At 68.3% G+C, this 18,288-nt stretch carries 12 protein-coding genes; 2 read left to right on the top strand and 10 right to left on the bottom strand.

Going from position 1 to position 18,288, the window contains the following annotated elements:
* The first annotated feature begins 8 nt into the window (after positions 1 to 8).
* The gene (locus CLU95_RS24790; RefSeq protein ID WP_257214722.1) at positions 9 to 1,406 is read left to right on the top strand and encodes an ELWxxDGT repeat protein; all 1,398 of its coding nucleotides are present in this window, start codon (positions 9 to 11) and stop codon (positions 1,404 to 1,406) included.
* On the opposite strand, the gene CLU95_RS24785 is transcribed toward CLU95_RS24790, so the two are convergent.
* The 9 genes from CLU95_RS24785 to CLU95_RS24745 all read right to left on the bottom strand — a co-directional run bounded on the left by CLU95_RS24785 (position 1,387) and on the right by CLU95_RS24745 (position 10,117).
* Positions 1,387 to 2,319 carry an alpha/beta fold hydrolase gene (locus CLU95_RS24785; RefSeq protein WP_099796044.1) on the bottom strand — a complete coding sequence of 311 codons (933 nt, stop codon included), beginning with the start codon at positions 2,317 to 2,319 and terminating at the stop codon, positions 1,387 to 1,389. The genes CLU95_RS24790 and CLU95_RS24785 overlap by 20 nt on opposite strands.
* 12 nt (positions 2,320 to 2,331) lie before the next feature.
* The gene (gene pqqE, locus CLU95_RS24780) at positions 2,332 to 3,501 is read right to left on the bottom strand and encodes a pyrroloquinoline quinone biosynthesis protein PqqE (RefSeq protein ID WP_099796043.1); all 1,170 of its coding nucleotides are present in this window, start codon (positions 3,499 to 3,501) and stop codon (positions 2,332 to 2,334) included.
* Complete coding sequence (pqqD, locus tag CLU95_RS24775; RefSeq protein WP_099796042.1) at positions 3,479 to 3,748, bottom strand: pyrroloquinoline quinone biosynthesis peptide chaperone PqqD; 270 nt, start codon at positions 3,746 to 3,748, stop codon at positions 3,479 to 3,481. Before pqqD ends, pqqE begins: the two co-directional genes overlap by 23 nt.
* Positions 3,745 to 4,482 carry a pyrroloquinoline-quinone synthase PqqC gene (gene pqqC, locus CLU95_RS24770; RefSeq protein WP_099796041.1) on the bottom strand — a complete coding sequence of 246 codons (738 nt, stop codon included), beginning with the start codon at positions 4,480 to 4,482 and terminating at the stop codon, positions 3,745 to 3,747. Before pqqC ends, pqqD begins: the two co-directional genes overlap by 4 nt.
* A 4-nt stretch (positions 4,483 to 4,486) precedes the next feature.
* Positions 4,487 to 5,407 (bottom strand): pyrroloquinoline quinone biosynthesis protein PqqB, encoded by a 921-nt coding sequence (gene pqqB, locus CLU95_RS24765; protein ID WP_099796040.1) that lies wholly within the window; start codon positions 5,405 to 5,407, stop codon positions 4,487 to 4,489.
* 57 nt (positions 5,408 to 5,464) lie between these two features.
* Positions 5,465 to 5,539 (bottom strand): pyrroloquinoline quinone precursor peptide PqqA, encoded by a 75-nt coding sequence (gene pqqA, locus CLU95_RS31380; RefSeq protein ID WP_013539171.1) that lies wholly within the window; start codon positions 5,537 to 5,539, stop codon positions 5,465 to 5,467.
* A 36-nt stretch (positions 5,540 to 5,575) separates the two neighbouring features.
* On the bottom strand, positions 5,576 to 7,801 hold the full coding sequence (locus CLU95_RS24755; RefSeq protein ID WP_099796039.1) for an outer membrane protein assembly factor BamB family protein: 2,226 nt from the start codon (positions 7,799 to 7,801) through the stop codon (positions 5,576 to 5,578).
* A 91-nt stretch (positions 7,802 to 7,892) separates the two neighbouring features.
* On the bottom strand, positions 7,893 to 8,954 hold the full coding sequence (locus CLU95_RS24750) for a ThuA domain-containing protein (protein WP_099796038.1): 1,062 nt from the start codon (positions 8,952 to 8,954) through the stop codon (positions 7,893 to 7,895).
* A 155-nt stretch (positions 8,955 to 9,109) separates the two neighbouring features.
* Entirely contained in the window at positions 9,110 to 10,117 is a 1,008-nt protein-coding gene (locus CLU95_RS24745) for a TRAP transporter substrate-binding protein (protein WP_099796037.1), read from the bottom strand.
* Positions 10,118 to 10,258: 141 nt separating this feature from the next.
* On the opposite strand from CLU95_RS24745, the gene CLU95_RS24740 reads away from it, so the two are divergent.
* A complete protein-coding gene (locus tag CLU95_RS24740; RefSeq protein ID WP_099796036.1) occupies positions 10,259 to 11,041 on the top strand; it encodes an IclR family transcriptional regulator in 783 nt (260 codons plus the stop codon).
* Between the two features lie 16 nt (positions 11,042 to 11,057).
* Here CLU95_RS24740 and CLU95_RS24735 read toward each other — a convergent pair whose 3' ends face one another.
* Complete coding sequence (locus CLU95_RS24735; protein ID WP_143606060.1) at positions 11,058 to 18,284, bottom strand: prealbumin-like fold domain-containing protein; 7,227 nt, start codon at positions 18,282 to 18,284, stop codon at positions 11,058 to 11,060.
* Between the last annotated feature and the right edge of the window lie 4 nt (positions 18,285 to 18,288).

Below are 18,288 nucleotides of genomic sequence, written 5' to 3'. Positions count from 1 at the left end.
GCCTCGCCGTGCTCGCCCTGCTCGCGGCCCTGCCTGCCGCTGCACAAGACCTTGCGCAAGACCCCGAGCGCGAGGTGCTGCCCGAGCAGCGCCAGCGGCTGGCCTTCATCGCGCCCTCCGGCCTCGCGCCGCTGGGCAGCGGCAAGATGGTGTTCAGCGCCTTCCATGTCGCGACCGGCCAGGAGCTGTGGGTCACCGACGGCAGCAACGCCGGCACGACCTTGTTGAAAGACATAAGGCCCGGCTTTCGGGGGTCGTTCCCTGCCGGTCAGGTTGCGTTCAAGGGCCACGTCTACACCACGGCCACCGACGGCGCGAGCGGGCTGGAACTGTGGCGCACCGACGGCACCGCCGCCGGCACGGCGCAGGTGATCGACCTGCGCCCCGGCGAGGAAGGGTCGATGCCCAACGAGCTGACGGTGTTCCGCGACGCGCTCTACTTCGTGGCCGACGACGGCCAGACCGGCTTCCAGGTGTGGAAGACCACGGGCGATGCGAAGGGCACCACGCGCGTGTCCGCCGTCGACGCCGGGCCGCGCGCCCTCACCCGCCAGCTCACCGTCGCCGGCCCGCGCCTGTTTTTCACCGCGACCACGCGCACGCAGGGCCACGAGCTCTGGGTGACCGACGGCACGCCCGAGCACACGCGCCTGGTGAAGGACATCCGCCCGGGCCTCGAGGACGCGGGCATCCAGAACCTCACGGCCGTGGGCAACGACGTCTACTTCACCGCGCACGACGGCGAGCACGGCGCCGAGCTGTGGAAGAGCGACGGCACCGAACACGGCACGCAGCTGGTGAAAGACCTGCGCCCCGGCGCCGCGCCCTCACGGCCGGCGCACCTGGCGGTGCTGGGCCGCACGCTGTACTTCTCGGCCGACGACGGCGTGCACGGCATCGAGCTGTGGAAGACCGACGGCACCGCGAAGGGCACGGCGCTGGTGAAGGACATCCGGCCGGGACCGAGCGGCTCCGTGTCGAGCGCGATCGCCGTGATGAGCGGCAAGCTCTACTTCGCCGCGACCGACGGCGTGTCGGGCGCGGAGCTGTGGCGCAGCGACGGCACAGCAGCGGGCACGGTGCGCGTGAAGGACATCGCACCGGGCGCAGAGAACGGCTCGCCGGCGCGCTTCGCCGTCATCGGTTCGCGCCTGTGGTTCGCGGCGAACGGCGGCGGTGGCCGGGGTGTCGAGCCCTGGACCAGCGACGGCACACCGGCCGGCACGCGCGCCGTGGCCGACCTTGCCGCGGACGAACGCCACGCCATGCCGCTGGGCTTTCGTGCGCTCGGCGATGCGGTGCTCTTCGTGGCCGACGACGGCCATGGCAACGACCGGCTGTGGTCCTATCGCAAGGACGGCAAGGTGACACTGATCGGCGATCCGCTCAAGGCGCGGCTGCGCTGACGCCGAAGGCCTGCGTGGCCGCGTAGTCGCGCAGCGCCTGCTGCATGGCCGCGGCGATGGCCGGATGCGTCGGGTCGTGGCCCGCGCCCTGCGCCCACTGCAGCGGCGCGCCCAGCACCTGCGCCAGTGCCTGGGCGCCCTCGGGCGGACACAGCGCGTCCTGCGTGCCATGCACGATCAGCGTGGGCACAACAGGCATTGCGGCGCAGCGCTGCAGCAGCGTGGGTGCGCCGAGCCAACAGCCATGCCGCAGGTAGTGGCTCTGCACGCGGTACCGCGCCACGAGCCGCGGCAGCATCGCTTCGTCGATCGGCGGCGCAGCGCCGCCGGTGGCGAGGCGCTGTTCCCAATCGAACCAGCAGCGTGTCAGCTCGCACTGCCGCGCCCAGGTGCCGTGCGCGAAGACCTCGGCGATCGGCACCGTCACCGGGCATTGCCTGCGCTCGGCCTCGTCCCACAGTTCTTGCCATGCGGGACTGTCGTGCCGCAGGGCTCCGGCGAAGAGCGCATCGATATCGCTTTGGCGCGCGAGGAACACGTTGCGCAGCAGCAGGCCCGCGACGGCCTCGGGTGCATCGAGCGCATGCATCAGCGCCAGCGTGGCGCCCCACGAGCCGCCCACCACCAGCCATCGGTCGATGCGCAGGTGCGCGCGCAGGCAACGCAAGTCGGCCAGCAGATCGGCGAGCGTGTTGTGTTCGATCGATCCTGTGGGTGTGCTGAGGCCCGAACCGCGCTGGTCGGGGCAGACGATGCGGTAGTGCGCCGGATCGAAGTCCCGACGCAACAGCGGCGAGCAGCCCGAGCCCGGTCCGCCATGCAGCACCACCACGGGCAGGCCCGCCGGGTTGCCGTGCTCCTCGACGTGCATCACATGCCCGCCGTCCAGAGGCAGGCGATGGGTGATCGTCATCGGGGCACCTTCTCAACCCAATGCATTCGCGTCGGTGCGAAAGACGAGGTCGCCTGCACGCCGCGCGCCCGGCACGAAACGGATCGGCGTGCCGAGGTCGCGCGGATCACCCGCCGCCTTGACCATCGCCTCGACCTCGTCATGCCGCGGGCTCTTCGGGCACACCGGGTCCGTGGCCGCCGCATCGCCCGCCAGCAGGAAGGCCTGGCAGCGGCAGCCGCCGTGGTCCTTCTCCTTCTCGTCGCAGCTCTGGCAGGTGCTGCTCATCCAGCCCGTGCCACGGTAGGCGCCGAAGGCCGGGCTCTCCTGCCAGATGCTGCGGACGCTGTGCTCGCGCACATTGGGAAAGTCGAGCCCGGGCAGCATGCGCGCGCTGTGGCACGGCAGCGCCACGCCGTCGGGCGCGACCACGAGGAACACGCTGCCCCACCCCGCCATGCAGGGCTTGGGCTTGCCCTCGGCGTAGTCGGGCACCACCCAGAGGATCTTCATGCGGCCGTCCAGGCGCGGGCGATGGGTTTCCACCACCGCCTCGGCCGTGGCCAGCATGTCGCGCGAGGGCATCAGCATCTCGCGGTTGCGCCAGGCCCAGCCGTAGTACTGCACGTTGGCGAGTTCGAGAAAGTCGGCCTCCATCGCCTCGGCCATCTCGATGATGCGGCCCACGTGCGGCAGGTTGTAGCGGTGCATCACGCAGTTCAGCACCATCGGGTAGCCGAGGTCCTTGATGGTGCGGGCCACGCGCTGCTTGAGGTCGAAGGTCTTCGTGGAGCTGAGGAAGTCGTTGAGCTCGCGGCTCGAGTCCTGGAACGACAGCTGGATGTGGTCCAGCCCCGCGCGCTTCAACGTCTCGGCACGCTGCGGCGTGAGGCCCACGCCCGAGGTGATCAGGTTGGTATAGAAGCCGAGCTCGTGCGCCGCCGCGACCAGTTCGGGCAGGTCGTCGCGCAGCAGCGGTTCGCCGCCCGAGAAGCCCAGCTGCACCGCGCCCATCGCGCGTGCTTCGCGGAACACGCGAATCCATTCGGCCGTGTCCAGCTCTTCGCGGTAGCGCGTGTAGTCGACCGGGTTGGAGCAGAAGGCGCAGTGCAGCGGGCAGCGGTAGGTCAGCTCGGCCAGCAGCCACAGCGGCGGCTTGGCCGTGGCGCCGGTTTGCGGCTCAGCGGACCCAGTGGCGTCCATGGGCCTGCTCCAGAAATTCGAGCACGTCGGCGTGCAGGTCGCTCTCGCCGAAGGTGTGCTCCAGGTCGGCCACGAGCGCGGCCACCGAGGTCTTGCCGTCGCAGCGCTGAAGGATCTCGGCCGCCGGCCCGTTGAGCTTGATCATGCCCTCGGGGAACAGCAGCACGTGGCACTGCTGCGCCTCTTCCCACTGCATGCGGTACATCGAGGTGAGCGCCGGCTGGGCATCGTCGGTCCATGCGGTCATGGCTGCTGTTCTTTCGGAAGGTCGTCGGGATAAGCCTTCTCGATCGCGTCGAGCAGGGCCCAGAGGATGTCGAGCTTGAAGCCCAGGATGTGCAGCGCACGCTGCTGCCGCTCGCGCGTGGTGCACCACTGCATCGCCACTTCGAGGCCGTGCTCGACGTCCCGGTCGGCCAGCGGAATACGGCTGCGAAAGTAGTCCAGGCTCGAGGTGTCGATCCACGGGTAGTGCGTGGGCCATCCCGCAAGCCGGTCCTTGTGGATGCGCGGCGCGAACATCTCGGTGAGCGACGAAATCACCGCCTCCTGCCACGGCGCCGTGCGCGCGAAGTTGACATACGCATCGACCGCGAAGCGCACGCCGGGCACCACGAGCGCATGCGACTCGAGCACCTCGCGCGCCAGGCCGGTGGCAATGCCGAGCCGGGTCCATATCTCGATGCCGCCCGCGTTGGCGCCTTCATGGTCGCCATGCCCGTCGTGGTCGAGCATGCGCACCACCCAGCGCCGGCGCGTCGCGCGGTCGTCGCAGTTCGACAGCACGGCGGCGTCCTTCACCGGAATGCGGCACTGGTAGTAGAAGCGGTTTGCCACCCAGCCGCGCACCTGGAAGGGCTGCAGCTCGCCCGCATTGAGCCGCCGGTTGAACGGGTGGTGGCTGTGGTAGCGCGACTCCATGGCGCGCAGCCTCGCTTCGAACTCTTCCGGGGACCACGGGTCTTGTTTGTCTGCTGTCACGTTTTCAGATCTCCAGGGCCATGCCGTCGAATGCGACCTCGATGCCGCGGCGCACGAGCTGTGCGCGCTCCGGCCCGTCTTCGTCCAGGATGGGGTTGCTGTTGTTGATGTGGATGAGCACCTTGCGTTGTGCAGCGCAAGCGTCGAGCGCCTGCAGCATGCCGGGGCCATGCGGCCCGTCGCATTGCGGCAGGTGGCCCATGTCGGCCGCGTGCTTCTTGCCGAGGCCGGCCGCGACCATCTCGTCTTCGGTCCAGAAGGTGCCGTCGACGAGCACGCAGTCGCAGGCATCGAGGCTGCGGCGCTCGGCCTCGCCGACCTGTGCCAGGCCCGGCGCATAGAGCACGCGCTTGCCGGTGGCGGGGTCTTCGATGAGCACCGCGGCGTTCTCGCTGCGCGCCTCGGTCTGGCGGCGCGGCGAATACGGTGGTGCCTTGCCGGGCACCGGCAGTGCCTGCAGCCGCAGGCCGGCGATGTCATGCCAGGCACCACCGCCACGCTCGAGCGACAACGGGTGCCAGGTCACGCCGCAGTAGCTCTCGAGCGTGCGCAGCAGCGGCAGGCTGCCGCTGAGGTCGTCATGCGCCTCGGGCGTGCAGTACAGCTGCAACCGCTGCCCTTCACGCAGGCTCAGCAGGCCTGCGACGTGGTCGATTTGAGAGTCCATCAGCACCACTGCCTCGATCGGCGAATGGCGCAGTCCGTGACGCGGCCACAGGGCCGGCGAGGCGCGCAGTTGCGCGCCGAGGTCGGGGGAAGCGTTCAGCAAGATCCAGCGTTCGCCGTCGGCCGACACCGCGATCGAACTCTGCGTGCGGGGCGTGGCCCGCACCTGCCCGCTTCGCTGGCCGGCGCACAGACGGCAATTGCAATTCCATTGAGGGAAGCCACCGCCCGCTCCCGAACCCAGCACCAGAATCTTCATGGGGGCCCAACAAAAAAACGGCACCGGCGCGAGGCCGGTGCCGTGTGGGGGCCGCGCTCAGCGCGCGGAAATGTACATCGTGATTTCGAAACCGAAACGCATTTCTTCAAACTCAGGCTTGCACCACTTCATCGCATTGCTCCTTCAGGGTTGGGGTTGAGGGACATATCAATAAACGACGATCTTTCCCGTCGGACGCGGGCTATGGCAGTCGTTGTAAAAGTATTCGCCCGGCGTGTCAAAGGTGTGGGTCTGCGACTGGCCCGGGGTCAGCCTCAGATTGAAGCGGCCTTCGAAGAACTGCGTGGCGCAATGCGTGTTGGCATTGGTGGCCGGGTTCGTGAAGGTCACGACGGTGTTCACCGGCACGCGCATGAAGGTCGGCGTCATCGCATTCACGGCCGTCGACTCGGTCGCGCCGGGCTCGTTCGTCGGCGTTTGCACGCGCGCCAGGAACACGGTGTTCGGCGTCGGCAGTGCCGCGCCCTCCACCGCCGCGCCCGACACGGGCCGCCGCACCACGGGCGGTGTCGGCGTGGCAGCCGCGGTCACCGCGCCGCCGACCTTGAAGGCCCACAGCCGGTCGCCGCGCGGTGCCGAGTCGCCGTACGGAATGCTGGTGCCGCCCGAGAACACCGCGATGTACTGCTCGCCGTCGATCTCGTAGGAGACCGGGCTCGCGCTGATCGCCGCGCCGGTCTGGAAGCGCCACAGCTCGGTGCCGTCCTGCGCATCGAGCGCCAGCAGGTTGCCGTCGGGCTGCCCGATGAACAACAGGTCGGAGGCCGTGCTCAGGATGCCGTTGCCGTGCGCCACCGAGTACGGCAGCGGCTTCTTCCACTTGACAAGGTTGGTGCTCGGATCGACCGCCACGACCGCGCCGGTCATGTAGGTGCCCGGCGGGCGCAGGCCGTTGCTCGACTCGCTGAGCGAGTGTGCCGCCGACACGTAGCCCATGCCCGTGTAGACCAGGCCCGTGCGCTGGCTGAACGACTGGTGGTTCCAGTTGGCACCGCCGCCGTGGCCCGGAATGGACAGGATCGGCACGTCCCAGTGCGCGTCGTACAGGCAGCCCTTGGTGTAGTTGGGCACCGCGCGGTTCGGGTCGCCCGGAATGGCCGTGCCCAGCGGCTGGTCGACGATGCAGGTCTCGGTCCAGGCGCCCTGGCGCGGCAGCGGCTGCGTGGGCCAGCTGGCCTGGCGGGCATCCTGCTTCACGGGCACTTCGTCGATGCCCAGCGGCGCAGTGCCGTCCTTGCGATCGAGGATGTAGTACATGCCCGTCTTGCTGCCGTAGATGACGACCTTGCGGTCCTTGCCGTCGATCTTCACGTCGGCGAGCACGGGCGACATCACGTTGTCCATGTCCCAGATGTCGTGGTGCACCGACTGGAAGTGCCACTTGTACTCGCCGCTCTTGAGGTCGAGCGCGACGATGGAATTGGCGAACAGGTTCTGGCCCGGGCGCGAGGAACCGTCTTGCGACGAACCGCCGCGCACGTTGCCGAAGGTCCAGTACACCAGGCCCAGCTCGGGATCGACCGCGGGATGGATCCACGGCGTGGCACCGGTGCGTGCCGCGTCGGGCGCGCCGCCCCAGGTGTCGTAGCCCAGCTCGCCCGCGCGGGGCACGCCCCAGAACGTGGTCAGCACCTTGCCGGTGAGCGCGTCGGCCGAGAACGCGGCGCCGCGGTTGCCGTCGTTGGTGCCCAGGTAGAGGCGCTTGTCGTGATAGACCAACGCGACCTTCTGCAGCGCGCCCTTGTAGTCGGGGTCGGTGCTGCTGGTCGGGTACTGCTTGATCCACTCGACGGCGCCGGTGTCGGTGCGTAGCGCGACGAGGCGGTTGCCGGTGGCGACGGTGAACACCAGGCCCAGGTCTTTCGCGACGGCCACGCCGCGGCGGGTGATGCCGCCGTAGGGCGTGGTCCACTTCCACTTCGTCACGCCGGTCTTGCCGTCCACCGCGACCACGTTGCCGGGCGCCGACTCGATGTAGAGCACGCCGTCGACGACGACGGTGGTGCTCTGGTTGTTGCCGGTGGTCATGCCGCCTTCGATCTGGTTGACCCAGGCGCCACCGAGTTGCGTGACGAGGCCCTTGTTGATCTTGCGCAGGCTCGAATAGTTCTGGTTGCCCAGGTTGCCGCCGACCTTCGGGAAGTCCTTGTCGCCGGCGGTGCAGCAGTCCGACAGATCGGACGCAGGTGCGACGGCTGCGGGTGGCGATGCGGGTGGCGGTGCGTCGGCCGACGGCGGCGGCGCGGGCGCTGGCGCCACGGGCAGCACAGGTGTGCCGCCACCGCTGCTGGAGCCGCCGCAGGCGGTGATCAGCAACGGCGATGCGAGCACGCCGCACGAGATCAGCAGCGTGACCAATGATTTTTTCTTCATGGATGTCTCTACTCGGTGAACGTTGGAACAGGGGTGTTCGAAACGACCGGTGGCGCGCACACGGCGCGGCACTGGCCCCGCGGAGTCGCGGTTATTCAGTGGTGCAGAAAGGTGTCAGGCCCATCGCCGACTTCACGCCTTGCACGACGAGCTTCTGGAACTCGATGGCGCCCACGCCCGACAGGTCGGCGGTGAACGAGTGCGCGTTGTGCCCGAGGGTCGAGAGCCAGGCACGGCCGCCGTCGTAGTACTGGCACCACGCGACCGGATGGAAGTCGGCGTGGCCGGGATGCGGCGCGGAGGTGAGCGGCTTCAGCGTCGAGGTGTCGACCTTGGCCAGGAACTTCACCTTCGTCGGGAAGGGCATCAGGTTGTACCACTCGTCCTGGAACGAGAAGCGCTTGGGCACGTCCTTCGTCGAGGGGTCGTCCGAGACGATCTCGACATCGCCCCCGCGGTTCGGCCCGTGGTTGTAGAAGTTCGCGTTGCCCAGCAGGCCTTCGTAGTACGGCCAGTTGTATTCGGCACCGAAGGCGTTGTGCAGGCCCACGAAGCCGCCGCCGCGGCGCATGTAGTTGCGCAGCGCGGTGCGCGCGGCGTCCTGGCTGGTGCTCACGGCGCCGTTCCACAAGGTGTCGCGGTTCGAGCTCGCGAAGATGATCGCCTTGTAGTTGTTGATACGGCCGCTGAGGATGGCCACGTCTTCGGTCCAGTCGACCGTGATGCCCTCGGCCGACAGCATGCGCACGAGGCCGGCCTGCATCACGTTGTCGGGGTTCATCGCGGGGTTCAGGCCGGCCGCCATCGGCGTGCCGAGCACGGCATGGCGCGGGCCCGCGGTGCGCGAGTAGATCAGCACGCGGTCGGGCGTGGTGGCAAAGGCGCCCCAGTCGTTGTAGCACTTGGGGTTGGTGCCGCGGCACACGTTGTAGTACGTGTCGAAGCTGTCGTCGACCTCGGCCACCGGGTCGGTGGGCGGCGGCACTTCGTCGGTCGGTGCGGGCGGCGGTGCCGAGGCAGCGGGCGCGGGCGCCACGGGCAGGAACGGCAAGGCCGCGCCTCCGCCGCCGTCGCCTCCGCCGCAGGCAGTCAATGCCAGCGCGAGCGCGGCGGCCGATGCAAGTCCGAAGGGAAAGGATCTGGAATGTGTCAACGGAGTCTCCTCTTTGTGGTCAATGGCGGAATCGAACGGGCGCACGCGCCCAGCACGTGTCGCTGCGCCGCGGGTGGCGGCAGGCGCAGACGTGGGAGTGACGGAAATTGCCGGCGAGAACGAAGAAGGAATTCCTCGTCAGCCGTGGGGGCGCGCTACTTGCGGATGCGCACGAGCTCGTCGTTGTAGAGCTTGACGATGGCGGGGTCGTACTGGGCGGCGAACTTGTCGATGACGGGCTTGGCGATGTCGCGCATGCGCTTCTGCTCAGCAGCAGAGAGTTCGTTGAACTGCGCGCCCTTGGCCTGCAGTTCGCCCACGGCCTTCTGCGCAGCCGCACGGCTGACTTGCCGCTGGTAGCCGCGTGCCTCGTTGGCCGCGTCGTTCATCATCTTCTGTTCGGCGGGCGTGAGCGAGTCCCAGAACTTCTTGCTCACCAGCACGATGTTGGCGGCGTACACGTGGTTCGTGGCACTCACGAACTTCTGCACTTCGTAGAACTTGTTCGACAGGATCACCGCGTACGGGTTCTCCTGACCGTCCACTGCCTTGGCTTCGAGCGCACCGTACAGCTCGGCGAACGGCATCGGCACCGGGTTGGCCTTGAAGGCCTTGAAGGTCTCCAGGAACACGGGGTTGGGGATCACGCGGATCTTCAAACCTTCGAGGTCTTCAGGCTTGGCGATGGGGCGCTTGCTGTTGGTGACGTTGCGAAAGCCCAGATCCCAGTAGCCCAAGGCGACGAGGCCCTTCTCCGGGAGCCTGGCGATCAGCGCCTGACCGAGCGGGCCGTCGAGCAGTGCATCGGCCTGCGCGAAGTTGTTCACCGAGAAGGGGAAGTCGACGAGGCCGAACTCCTTGACGATGCCTGCCAGTGACGTGGTGGCCGGCGCCGACATCTGCTGCACGCCGCCCTGCAGGGCCGACTGCTGCTGCATCTCATTGCCCAGTTGCGAAGCGGGGAACTCCTGCACCTTCATCTTGCCGCCGCTCTTGGCCGAGAGCAGCTCGGCAAAGCGCTTGACGCCGAAGCTCACGGGATGGTCGGCGTTGTTCAGATGGCCGAAGCGGATCACGCGCTCCTGCTGCGCTTGCGCAACAGCAGGAACGACCAGGGCGAGGGCGAGGCCGGCGGTGGCCAGCGAGCGGTAAAGCGTTCTCAAAGTTGTTCTCCAGCTTGCGATGTGAGCGATCCATGCCGGGGCGCCAAGAAGCGCCTCCGACCCCAGACGGCGCGATCTTATCGATTTAGTGGAAAATCTTTCTACTAGTGAAAACACTTGGCAAAATGCTAGAGTCGTCTCATGACAGCCATACTCGAACGCAGCTTCAAGGTGCTTGAACACCTCTCCGGCCACCCCGAGGGCCGCGCGCTTTCCGCGCTGTCTGCCGAGCTGGAAATGCCCTTGAGCGCCACCCATCGCCTGCTGAGTGAACTGGTGCGTTGCGGCTATGTGCGGCAAGACCAGAGCCATGGCGACTACATGCTGACCATCAAGCTGGTGTCGCTGGGCCTGAGCTTCTTGAGCAACAGCGGCATCGTCGATGTGGCGCAGCCGCTGCTCGATCGGCTCGCGGTCGCATCGGGCGAGCTGGTGCGGCTGGCGGTGGTCGACGGCGACGAACTCACCTTCGTCGCGAAGGCGCAAGGCGCCACGCGCGGGCTGCGCTACGACCCGGACATGGGCCTGTCGGTGAACCTCTCGTGCAGCTCCGCGGGCCACGCGTGGCTGTCGACCATGACGGACGAACAGGCGCTGCAACTCGTCGCGAAGCAAGGCTTCGGCCAGCCGGAAGATTTCGGCCCCAAGGCGCCGACCACCATGAAGGCGCTGCTCGTGTTCCTGCGCGCCACGCGCAAGCGCGGCTTCTCGATGATCAACGAAGTGTTCTCCCCCGCCATGACCGCCATGGCCGCGCCGGTGCGCGGTGCGCACGGCGGCGTGATCGGCGTCATCACCATCGCGGGGCCGCTGGTGCGGCTCACGGAAGAACGCATGCTCGCACTGGGCCCGCAGCTGCTGGCCGCGGCGGACGACGTGGCGCGGGCCAGCGGCGCGTCCGCGCTGTTCAAGCGCAGGGCCTGAGCGCCCCGCCGGGTCGTCAGTCGACCTTCACCTGGAACAGCACGAAGCCCGTGCCGCCCGGCTCGACCGTGCCGGTGAAGCGCCAGTCGATCGCGCCCGTGCCGCCTGCGGGCTGAACCGTGGTGCAGGCCACCGCGCCGGCCGGCGGTGCATTCGCCGGCGTGTTCTTCACGCAGCCCGTGAGCGACGCGGGCGTGGTGCCCGTGGTCGCGCTCACGAAGGTGGTGTAGCCCGGCGTCATGTCGTTCACGACCATGCTGCGGATCGGTGCGTCACCGTTGTTCGTGTAGGTGATGCGGTACTCCAGCGTCTCGCCCGACTTGGCCTGGTTGTTCACACCGAAGGTGCCGCTTTGCGTGATGTTGCGCACTTCCTTCTTCAGCTCCAGTGCCACGCCCGACACCGTCGTGAGGTCGTCGAGCGTGAAGCTGCCGCTGAGCGACGGGGCCGCATTGGTGTAGCTGAAGTCGGCGCGGATCGTCGCCTTGTTGCTCGAGCCCAGCGGTGCCGTGGCGGGAATGAACTCCTGCACGATCACGCAGACCTTGCCCGCGAACACCACGGGCGTGGCTGCCGCACTCGGCGGGAACAGCTGCGCGGCGCCGGGCTGCAGGCTGCCCGTGCACCCCACGTCCGCGAAGACCTTCGTCGTCCAACCGGTGATCGGCGGCGTGGCCGTCTCGCTCGCGACGTTGAAGCGCACCTGCCCTCCCGTGCCGGCCGTGAAGGTGTGGGCGTAGGTCACGGTGCTGCCCGGCAGGCCGGTCTTGGCGCCGTCGGTGGCAAAGGCGCTGTTGTCGACGTCGCCGAAGTTCAGGTTGCTGTGGCCCGTGCCGTTCCAGCTGAAGGCGATGCGGTCGGGCGTGCCGGTGCGCGTGTACGTGTAGGTGCCACCCGCTGCAGCGACTGCCGAGCCTGACGGCAACGCAACATTGCCCACCGATGCGCCCGTCGACACGCGCGTGCCCGGGTTGGTCTCTTCCACGCACATCGCCGAGCCCGTGGCCGTGCCGGCCGGCACGCTCAGGCTGTAGCCGCCCGATGCGTCAGTGAGCGCGCTCGCGTACACGGTCGCGCCGCAGTTGGTCAGCCGCACGCTCACGCCCGACAGCGGGCCTTCACCACCGTTGACGATGCCGTCGTTGGCCGTGCCACTGCCGATGCCGTTGTCCAGGAACACGCGACCGCTCACGATGGCCGCGAGCGTGTTGGTGAAGGTACAGACCACGGCGGTGCCGTTCGTCAGCCCGGCTGCAGGCAGCGTGACGGTGCCCGCCACCAGATCGACCGCAGCGCTCGCCCCGCCCGCCAGGCCCGTGCAGGTCGCGCCCGAGAACGCGAAGCCGCCGGGCATCGAGGCCGCGACTTCGGTCAGCACCGTCTGCGTGTTCGCCGTGGTCAGCGTCTTGATGGTGCCGACCACCGTCGAGCCCGACACCGAGACATTGATGCTGTCCGCGCCGAAGCCGTTGGTGCCGCTGAACGCGAAGGTTCCCGTGCCGCCCAGCGCCTGCTTGCGGATCTGCACCGTCGGCAGGCGGTTGTTGCTGTAGGTACAGGCGATGGCCTTGCCGGCATCGCCCGCGCCGATCACCAGCGTGTTGCCGGCCTGTCCGTTGGTGCCGCTGAGTGCGTTGGCCGTGGCGCCGCCGTCGGCGGTACACGACAGCACGGTCGTGTAGTTCGCCAGCGTGCCCGTGGGCATCGTTTCCGCGGGGAAGGTGATGGTGTTGCCGACCGCTGCAATCACCGCCGTGCCGCTGTTGCCGGCCGTGGGCGCGGTCGCGGTGAACAGGGCCGTGTTGTTGGCACCGCCCGTGGTCGCGCCGATGCTGGCAACGTTGCCCGTCTCGCTGTTCGCGCCCCAGGCCTTGCGCACCTGCAGGGTGACGGTCTTCTTCGCGTTCGTGTAGGTACACACGATGGCCTTGCCGGCGTCAGCGGCGGCGATCGCCAGCGTGTTGCTCACCTGGCCGTTGGTGCCGCTCAGCGGGTTGGTCGTCGCGCCGCCGTCGGCGGTACACGCGAGCACGGTGCCGTAGTTGGCGAGCGAGCCCGTGGTCATCGTCTCCGCGGGCAGCGTGAGCGTGCCGCCGACGACCATCGACACCGCCGTGCCGCTGTTGCCGGCGGTAGGTGCGGTCGCGGTGAACAACACCGTGTTGCTGCTGCCGCCCGAGGTGGCGCCGATACTGGCCACATCGCCGCTCGTGCTGTCCGCGCTCCAGGCCTTGCGCAGCTGCACGGTGACGGTCTTGGGCGTGTTGGTGTAGGTACAGACGATGGCCTTGCCCGCGTCGCCCGCGCCGACCAGCAGCGTGTTGCTCACCTGGCCGTTGGTGCCGCTCAGCGCGTTGGCCGTGGCGCCGCCGCCGGCCGTACATGCGAGCACGGAGGTGTAGTTGGCGAGCGTGCCCGGCGCCATCGATTCGGCCGGCAGCGTGATCGTATTGCCTGCCTGCACGGTCACCGCCGTGCCGCTGTTGGCGCCCGTGGGTGCCGTCGCGGTGAACGCCGTGGTGTTGTTCGATCCGCCGGTGCTCGCGCCGATGTTCGCCACATTGCCGGCGATGCTGTTGGGGTTCCAGGCCTTCGCCAGTTGGAGCGTGGCAGTCTTCGGCGTGTTCGTGTAGGTACAGGCGATAGCCTTGCCCGCATCGCCCGCGCCGACCAGCAGCGTGTTGCTGACCTGCCCGTTGGTGCCACTGAGCGTGTTCGCCGTGGCGCCGCCATCGGCCGTACACGACAGCACGGTGGTGTAGTTCGCCAGCGTGCCCGTGGTCATCGTCTCGGCCGGGAACGTGAGCAGGTCGCCCGCGGCCACCGACACTGCGGTGCCGCTGTTGCCGGCCGTCGGCGCCGTCGCCGTGAACGCGGTGGTGTTGCTCGCGCCGCCCGTGGTCGCGCCGATGCTCGCCACGTGGCCCGTGGTGCTGCCCGCGCTCCAGGCCTTGAACAGCTGAAGCGTCCCGGTCTTGCGCGTGTTGGTGTAGGCGCAGTTCACCGCGCTGTCCGACGGCATGGTGAAGGTGCGGCTCAGGCCGCTGCCAGCCAGCGTCACCGTGCTGCCGTCCGACACCTTGGTACAGGCCAGCGTCGTCGTGTAGTTGGCCGCGCTGCCAACCGTGAAGGCTTCGGCCAGCGTCACCGTGGCACCGCTGGCCGCGGTGGCCGTGGCGTTGGTGGTGGTGGCCGGCGCGGTCGACGTGCCGGCGGTCGCGCCTGTCACCTCGGCGGCGCTGCCGCTGACCGTCAGGTTGACCTTGTCGCCGGCGATGGCGCCGGTCCAGGTCTTGGACAACGTCACCGCCGCGGTCTTGCGCGTGTTGGTGTAGGTACAGACGATGGTCTTGCCAGTGTCGCCCGCGCCGATCACCAGCGTGTTGCTGGCCTGGCCGTTGGTGCCGCTCAATGCGTTGGCCGTGGCGCCGCCATCGGCGGTACACGACAGCACGGTCGTGTAGTTGGCCAGCGTGCCGGTGGTCATCGTTTCCGCCGGGAAGGTGATGGTGTTGCCGACCGCCGCCACCACCGCCGTGCCGCTGTTGGCGGCCGTGGGTGCGGTCGCGGTGAACAGAGCCGTGTTGTTGGTCCCGCCCGTGGTGGCGCCGATGCTGGCGACGTTACCCACCTCGCTGTTCGTGCCCCAGGCCTTGTGCACCTGCAGGGTGACCGTTTTCTGCGTGTTCGTGTAGGTACACAACACTGCCGTGTCGGCCGCGACTACTGTGAAGCTCGCGGGCAAAGTCGCATTGCTCAGCGGCGACACACTGTTGTTGCAGCTGACCGTCGAGGTGTAGTTGACAGCGCTTCCACTGGTGAAGTTCTCCACTGGCAGCGTGATGTTGTCGCCAACAGCTACATCAACGGCCGTGCCGTTGGTCGTGTTACCCGCGGCAGTCGCCACAGACGTGATCGCTGCGTTCGCACTGCCGCCCATGGTGGTCACGCTGATTGCGTCGCCGGCCAAGGATCCGGCGCTCCAAGTCTTTCTCAGCTGGAGCTTGTGCGGGATAGGCGTGTTGGTGATAGTGCAGGTAATGTCTCGCGCAGCGGGCGTCGCGGACGCTGACGGGGCAGTGAGCGTGAAAGCACCCGGCGTGCCCGACACCGGTGTGACTGCGACACCCGAACTGCAACTCGCGGTCGCGGTGTAGTTGCTCAAGGAAGTCAGCGTGCCAGCCGTTTCAGATATCGTTATCGTGCTGCCCGCATCGACACCAACGCGATCGCCGAAACCGCCACTCGACACATCGATCACGGGATTGGTGAGAAACTCAGTCTGCGGACGCCCGCCTGACACGGTCAGGTTGAACTTGCCACCGTCGGGGGCGGTGCCCACGACGACCTTTCCGATCTGTACGGAGGGCCGGCGATTTTGCACCGTGCAGGTGAGGATGGCATTGGCCCTCATGTTGGCGGCGGGAATGGTTGCAACGTTGCCGCTCACTGTCCCGGCAAACGAAGCTGGATTGCCACTGACGGCCGAATTGCTGTCTGTGCAGCCGAGACTGGTGATGTAGTTGGACCAGGCGGATGGGATTCCGACTTCGGTGATCGTTACTGGCACGCCAATCGATCCGGTCGAGCTGCCTAGCGGGTCATTGACTGATTGCAAGCGCGTGGTGGTGATGGAAGCCGTCGTTCTTGAAAGCCCTGTCAACACAAAATCGAACGTCGTATTGGCAACGGGTCCCGCACCGGGAGCCTTGCCCAGCAATACGGTAGGTGGAGGACGACCTGTATTCGTGTATGTGCAGACGATGGCCTTGCCCGCATCGGCCGGGCCGATCAGCAAAGTGTTGGTGACCTGTCCGTTGGTGCCGCTCAGCGCGTTGGCCGTGGCGCCGCCACCGGCCGTACAGGCCAGCACCGTGTTGTAGTTGGCCAGCGTCCCCGTCGTCATCGTTTCCGCGGGGAAGGTGATGGTGTTGCCGGCGACCACGGTCACGGCCGTGCCGCTGTTGGCGGCGGTGGGCGCCGTCGCCGTGAAGGCGGTGGTGTTGTTCGCACCGCCCGTGCTCGCGCCGAGGCTCGCCACGTTGCCGGTGATGCTGTTCGCACCCCACGCCTTGGCGATCTGCAAGGTCGCCTGCTTCGGCGTGTTGGTGTAGGTACAGACGATCGCCTTGCCGGCGTCGGCCGCACCGACCACCAGCGTGTTCGTGTTCTGCCCGTTGGTGCCGCTCAGCGTGTTGGCCGTGGTGCCGCCATCCGCGGTACACGCCAGCACGGTGTTGTAGTTGGCCAGCGTGCCTGTGGTCAGGGTCTCGGCCGGCAGCGTGATCGTGTTGCCCGTGGCCACGGTCACGGCCGTGCCGCTGGTGGCCGCCGTGGGTGCCGTCGCCGTGAACGCCGCGGTGTTGTTCGTGCCGCCCGACGACACGCCGATGCTCGCCACGTTGCCCGTGAGGCTGTTCGCTCCCCACGCCTTGGCCAGTTGCAGCGTGGAGGTTTTCGGCGTGTTCCTGTAGGTACAGACGATGGCCTTGCCCTCGTCGGCCGCACCGATCACCAGCGTGTTGGTCGCTTGCCCGTTGGTGCCGCTCAGCGTGTTGGCCGTCGTCCCGCCACCGGCGGTACAAGACAACACGGTCGTGTAGTTCGCCAGTGCGCCCGAGCTCATGGTTTCCGCCGGGAACGTGATCGTGTTGCCGGCAGCGACGGTCACGGTCGTGCTGGTGTTCGCCGTCGGTGCCGTCGATGCGAACGCCGTGGTGTTTGCAGCCCCGCCCGTGGTGGCGCCGATGTTTGCCACATTGCCCGTCACGCTGGTGGGGTTCCAGGACTTGGCCAGCTGCAAGGTCGCCGTCTTGCGCGTGTTGGTGTAGGTACAGACGATGTCCTTGCCGATGTCGCCGAGGGCGACCGTCAGCGTGTTCGACACCTGCCCGTTGGTGCCACTGAGCGTGCTGGCCATCGTGCCGCTGTTCACGGTGCACGACAGCACGGTGTTGTAGTTCGCGAGCGTGCCGGTGGTCAGTGTTTCAGCGGGCAGCGTGATGACGTTGCCGATGTTCACGCCCACGGGCGTGCCGCTGTTGCCGGCTGCGGGTGCCGTCGCGGTGAAGGTCGCGGTGTTGCTGGCGCCGAAGAAGTTGGAGCCGCCCGTGGTGGCCACGATGCGCGCGACGTCATTGGTGTTGCTACCGGCAGACCAGGCCTTCGCGAGCTGCAGCGTGACCACGTTGAACTGGATGACGACGAGGCCGTTGCCGCCGGTGTCCCCGGTCAACGAGCTGCGCGACCCGCCCACGCCGACACCCGACTGGTAAGGCGCACTCGTGTTCCCCGGATTGGAAGTCGCCGAGTAGCTCCCGTTGGCCCCTGCAGTGAGCACGCCACCGGTGACCCCCGTGCCGATGAAGCCCGAGCCGCCGCCACCGGGGCCGTTGTAGGAACACCCGGCCGTGACAGGATTGGGCGTGTTGCTGCACTGGGCCAGGCCCCCGCCGCCGCCGAACCAGCCGCCGCCGCCACCGCCGCCGCCTTCGTACTGGGCGAAGGTCCCCCCCGAAGCCGAACACCCGGTGCCGCCCTGCAAGGCACTGCCGGCGGAACCGCCTGGGCACGCCGTCCCCGCAGTCGTCGGGGTTCCGATCGCACCGCCGGCGGACTGTGTACCGCCCCGCCCGCCCGTGCCTGAGGAAGACCCGCCGAGCGTGCCACCGCCGCCGCCCGGCACCGGGCTGCCGACGTCAGTCCAGAAGGCGCTGCCGCCGCCACCGCCTGCGACCAGTCGTGCGGCGGCTGTCGAAAACTCCGTGCTGCCGTTCCACAGCGCACTCATGCCGCCGCCGGAAGAACCGGCAACGCCCGCGTTCGCACCACCGCCGCCGCCACCACCGCGGCCGTAGGTCGAGCCGGTGCCTCCGTTCTGTCCGCCCTGCCCCACCGTCACCGCCATGGCGGTGCCCGGTGTGAGCGACACGGTCCCGTCGGCGAAGCCACCGGCGCCGCCGTTGGCCGAATTTCCACCTGCCGTCAGCGAGCCGCCGCCGCCGCCCCCCCACATCGTCACGCGCGCCGACGACACGCCCGCAGGCACCGTGAAGGTCTGCGCCGAGCCCGAATAGGTGAAGGCCACGCAGGTGTTGAAGCCCGCCTGCGGCGTGCACGGCGCGGTCGCGGCCTGCGCGCCCGGCATGGCAAAGAGCCACAGGGCCGTCGCGGCGAGCATGCCCTTCAGCACCCCGCCGAGCACCGCCATCCCGCCCGCTTCGTTTCTCGTTCTGCTTTGCATCATG

The organism is Variovorax sp. 54 (assembly GCF_002754375.1).
In the GTDB taxonomy this organism is placed as follows: Bacteria; Pseudomonadota; Gammaproteobacteria; order Burkholderiales; family Burkholderiaceae_C; genus Variovorax.
The sequence above is the reverse complement of the archived record's forward strand: the minus strand, read 5'-3'. Positions and strand labels throughout refer to the sequence as shown.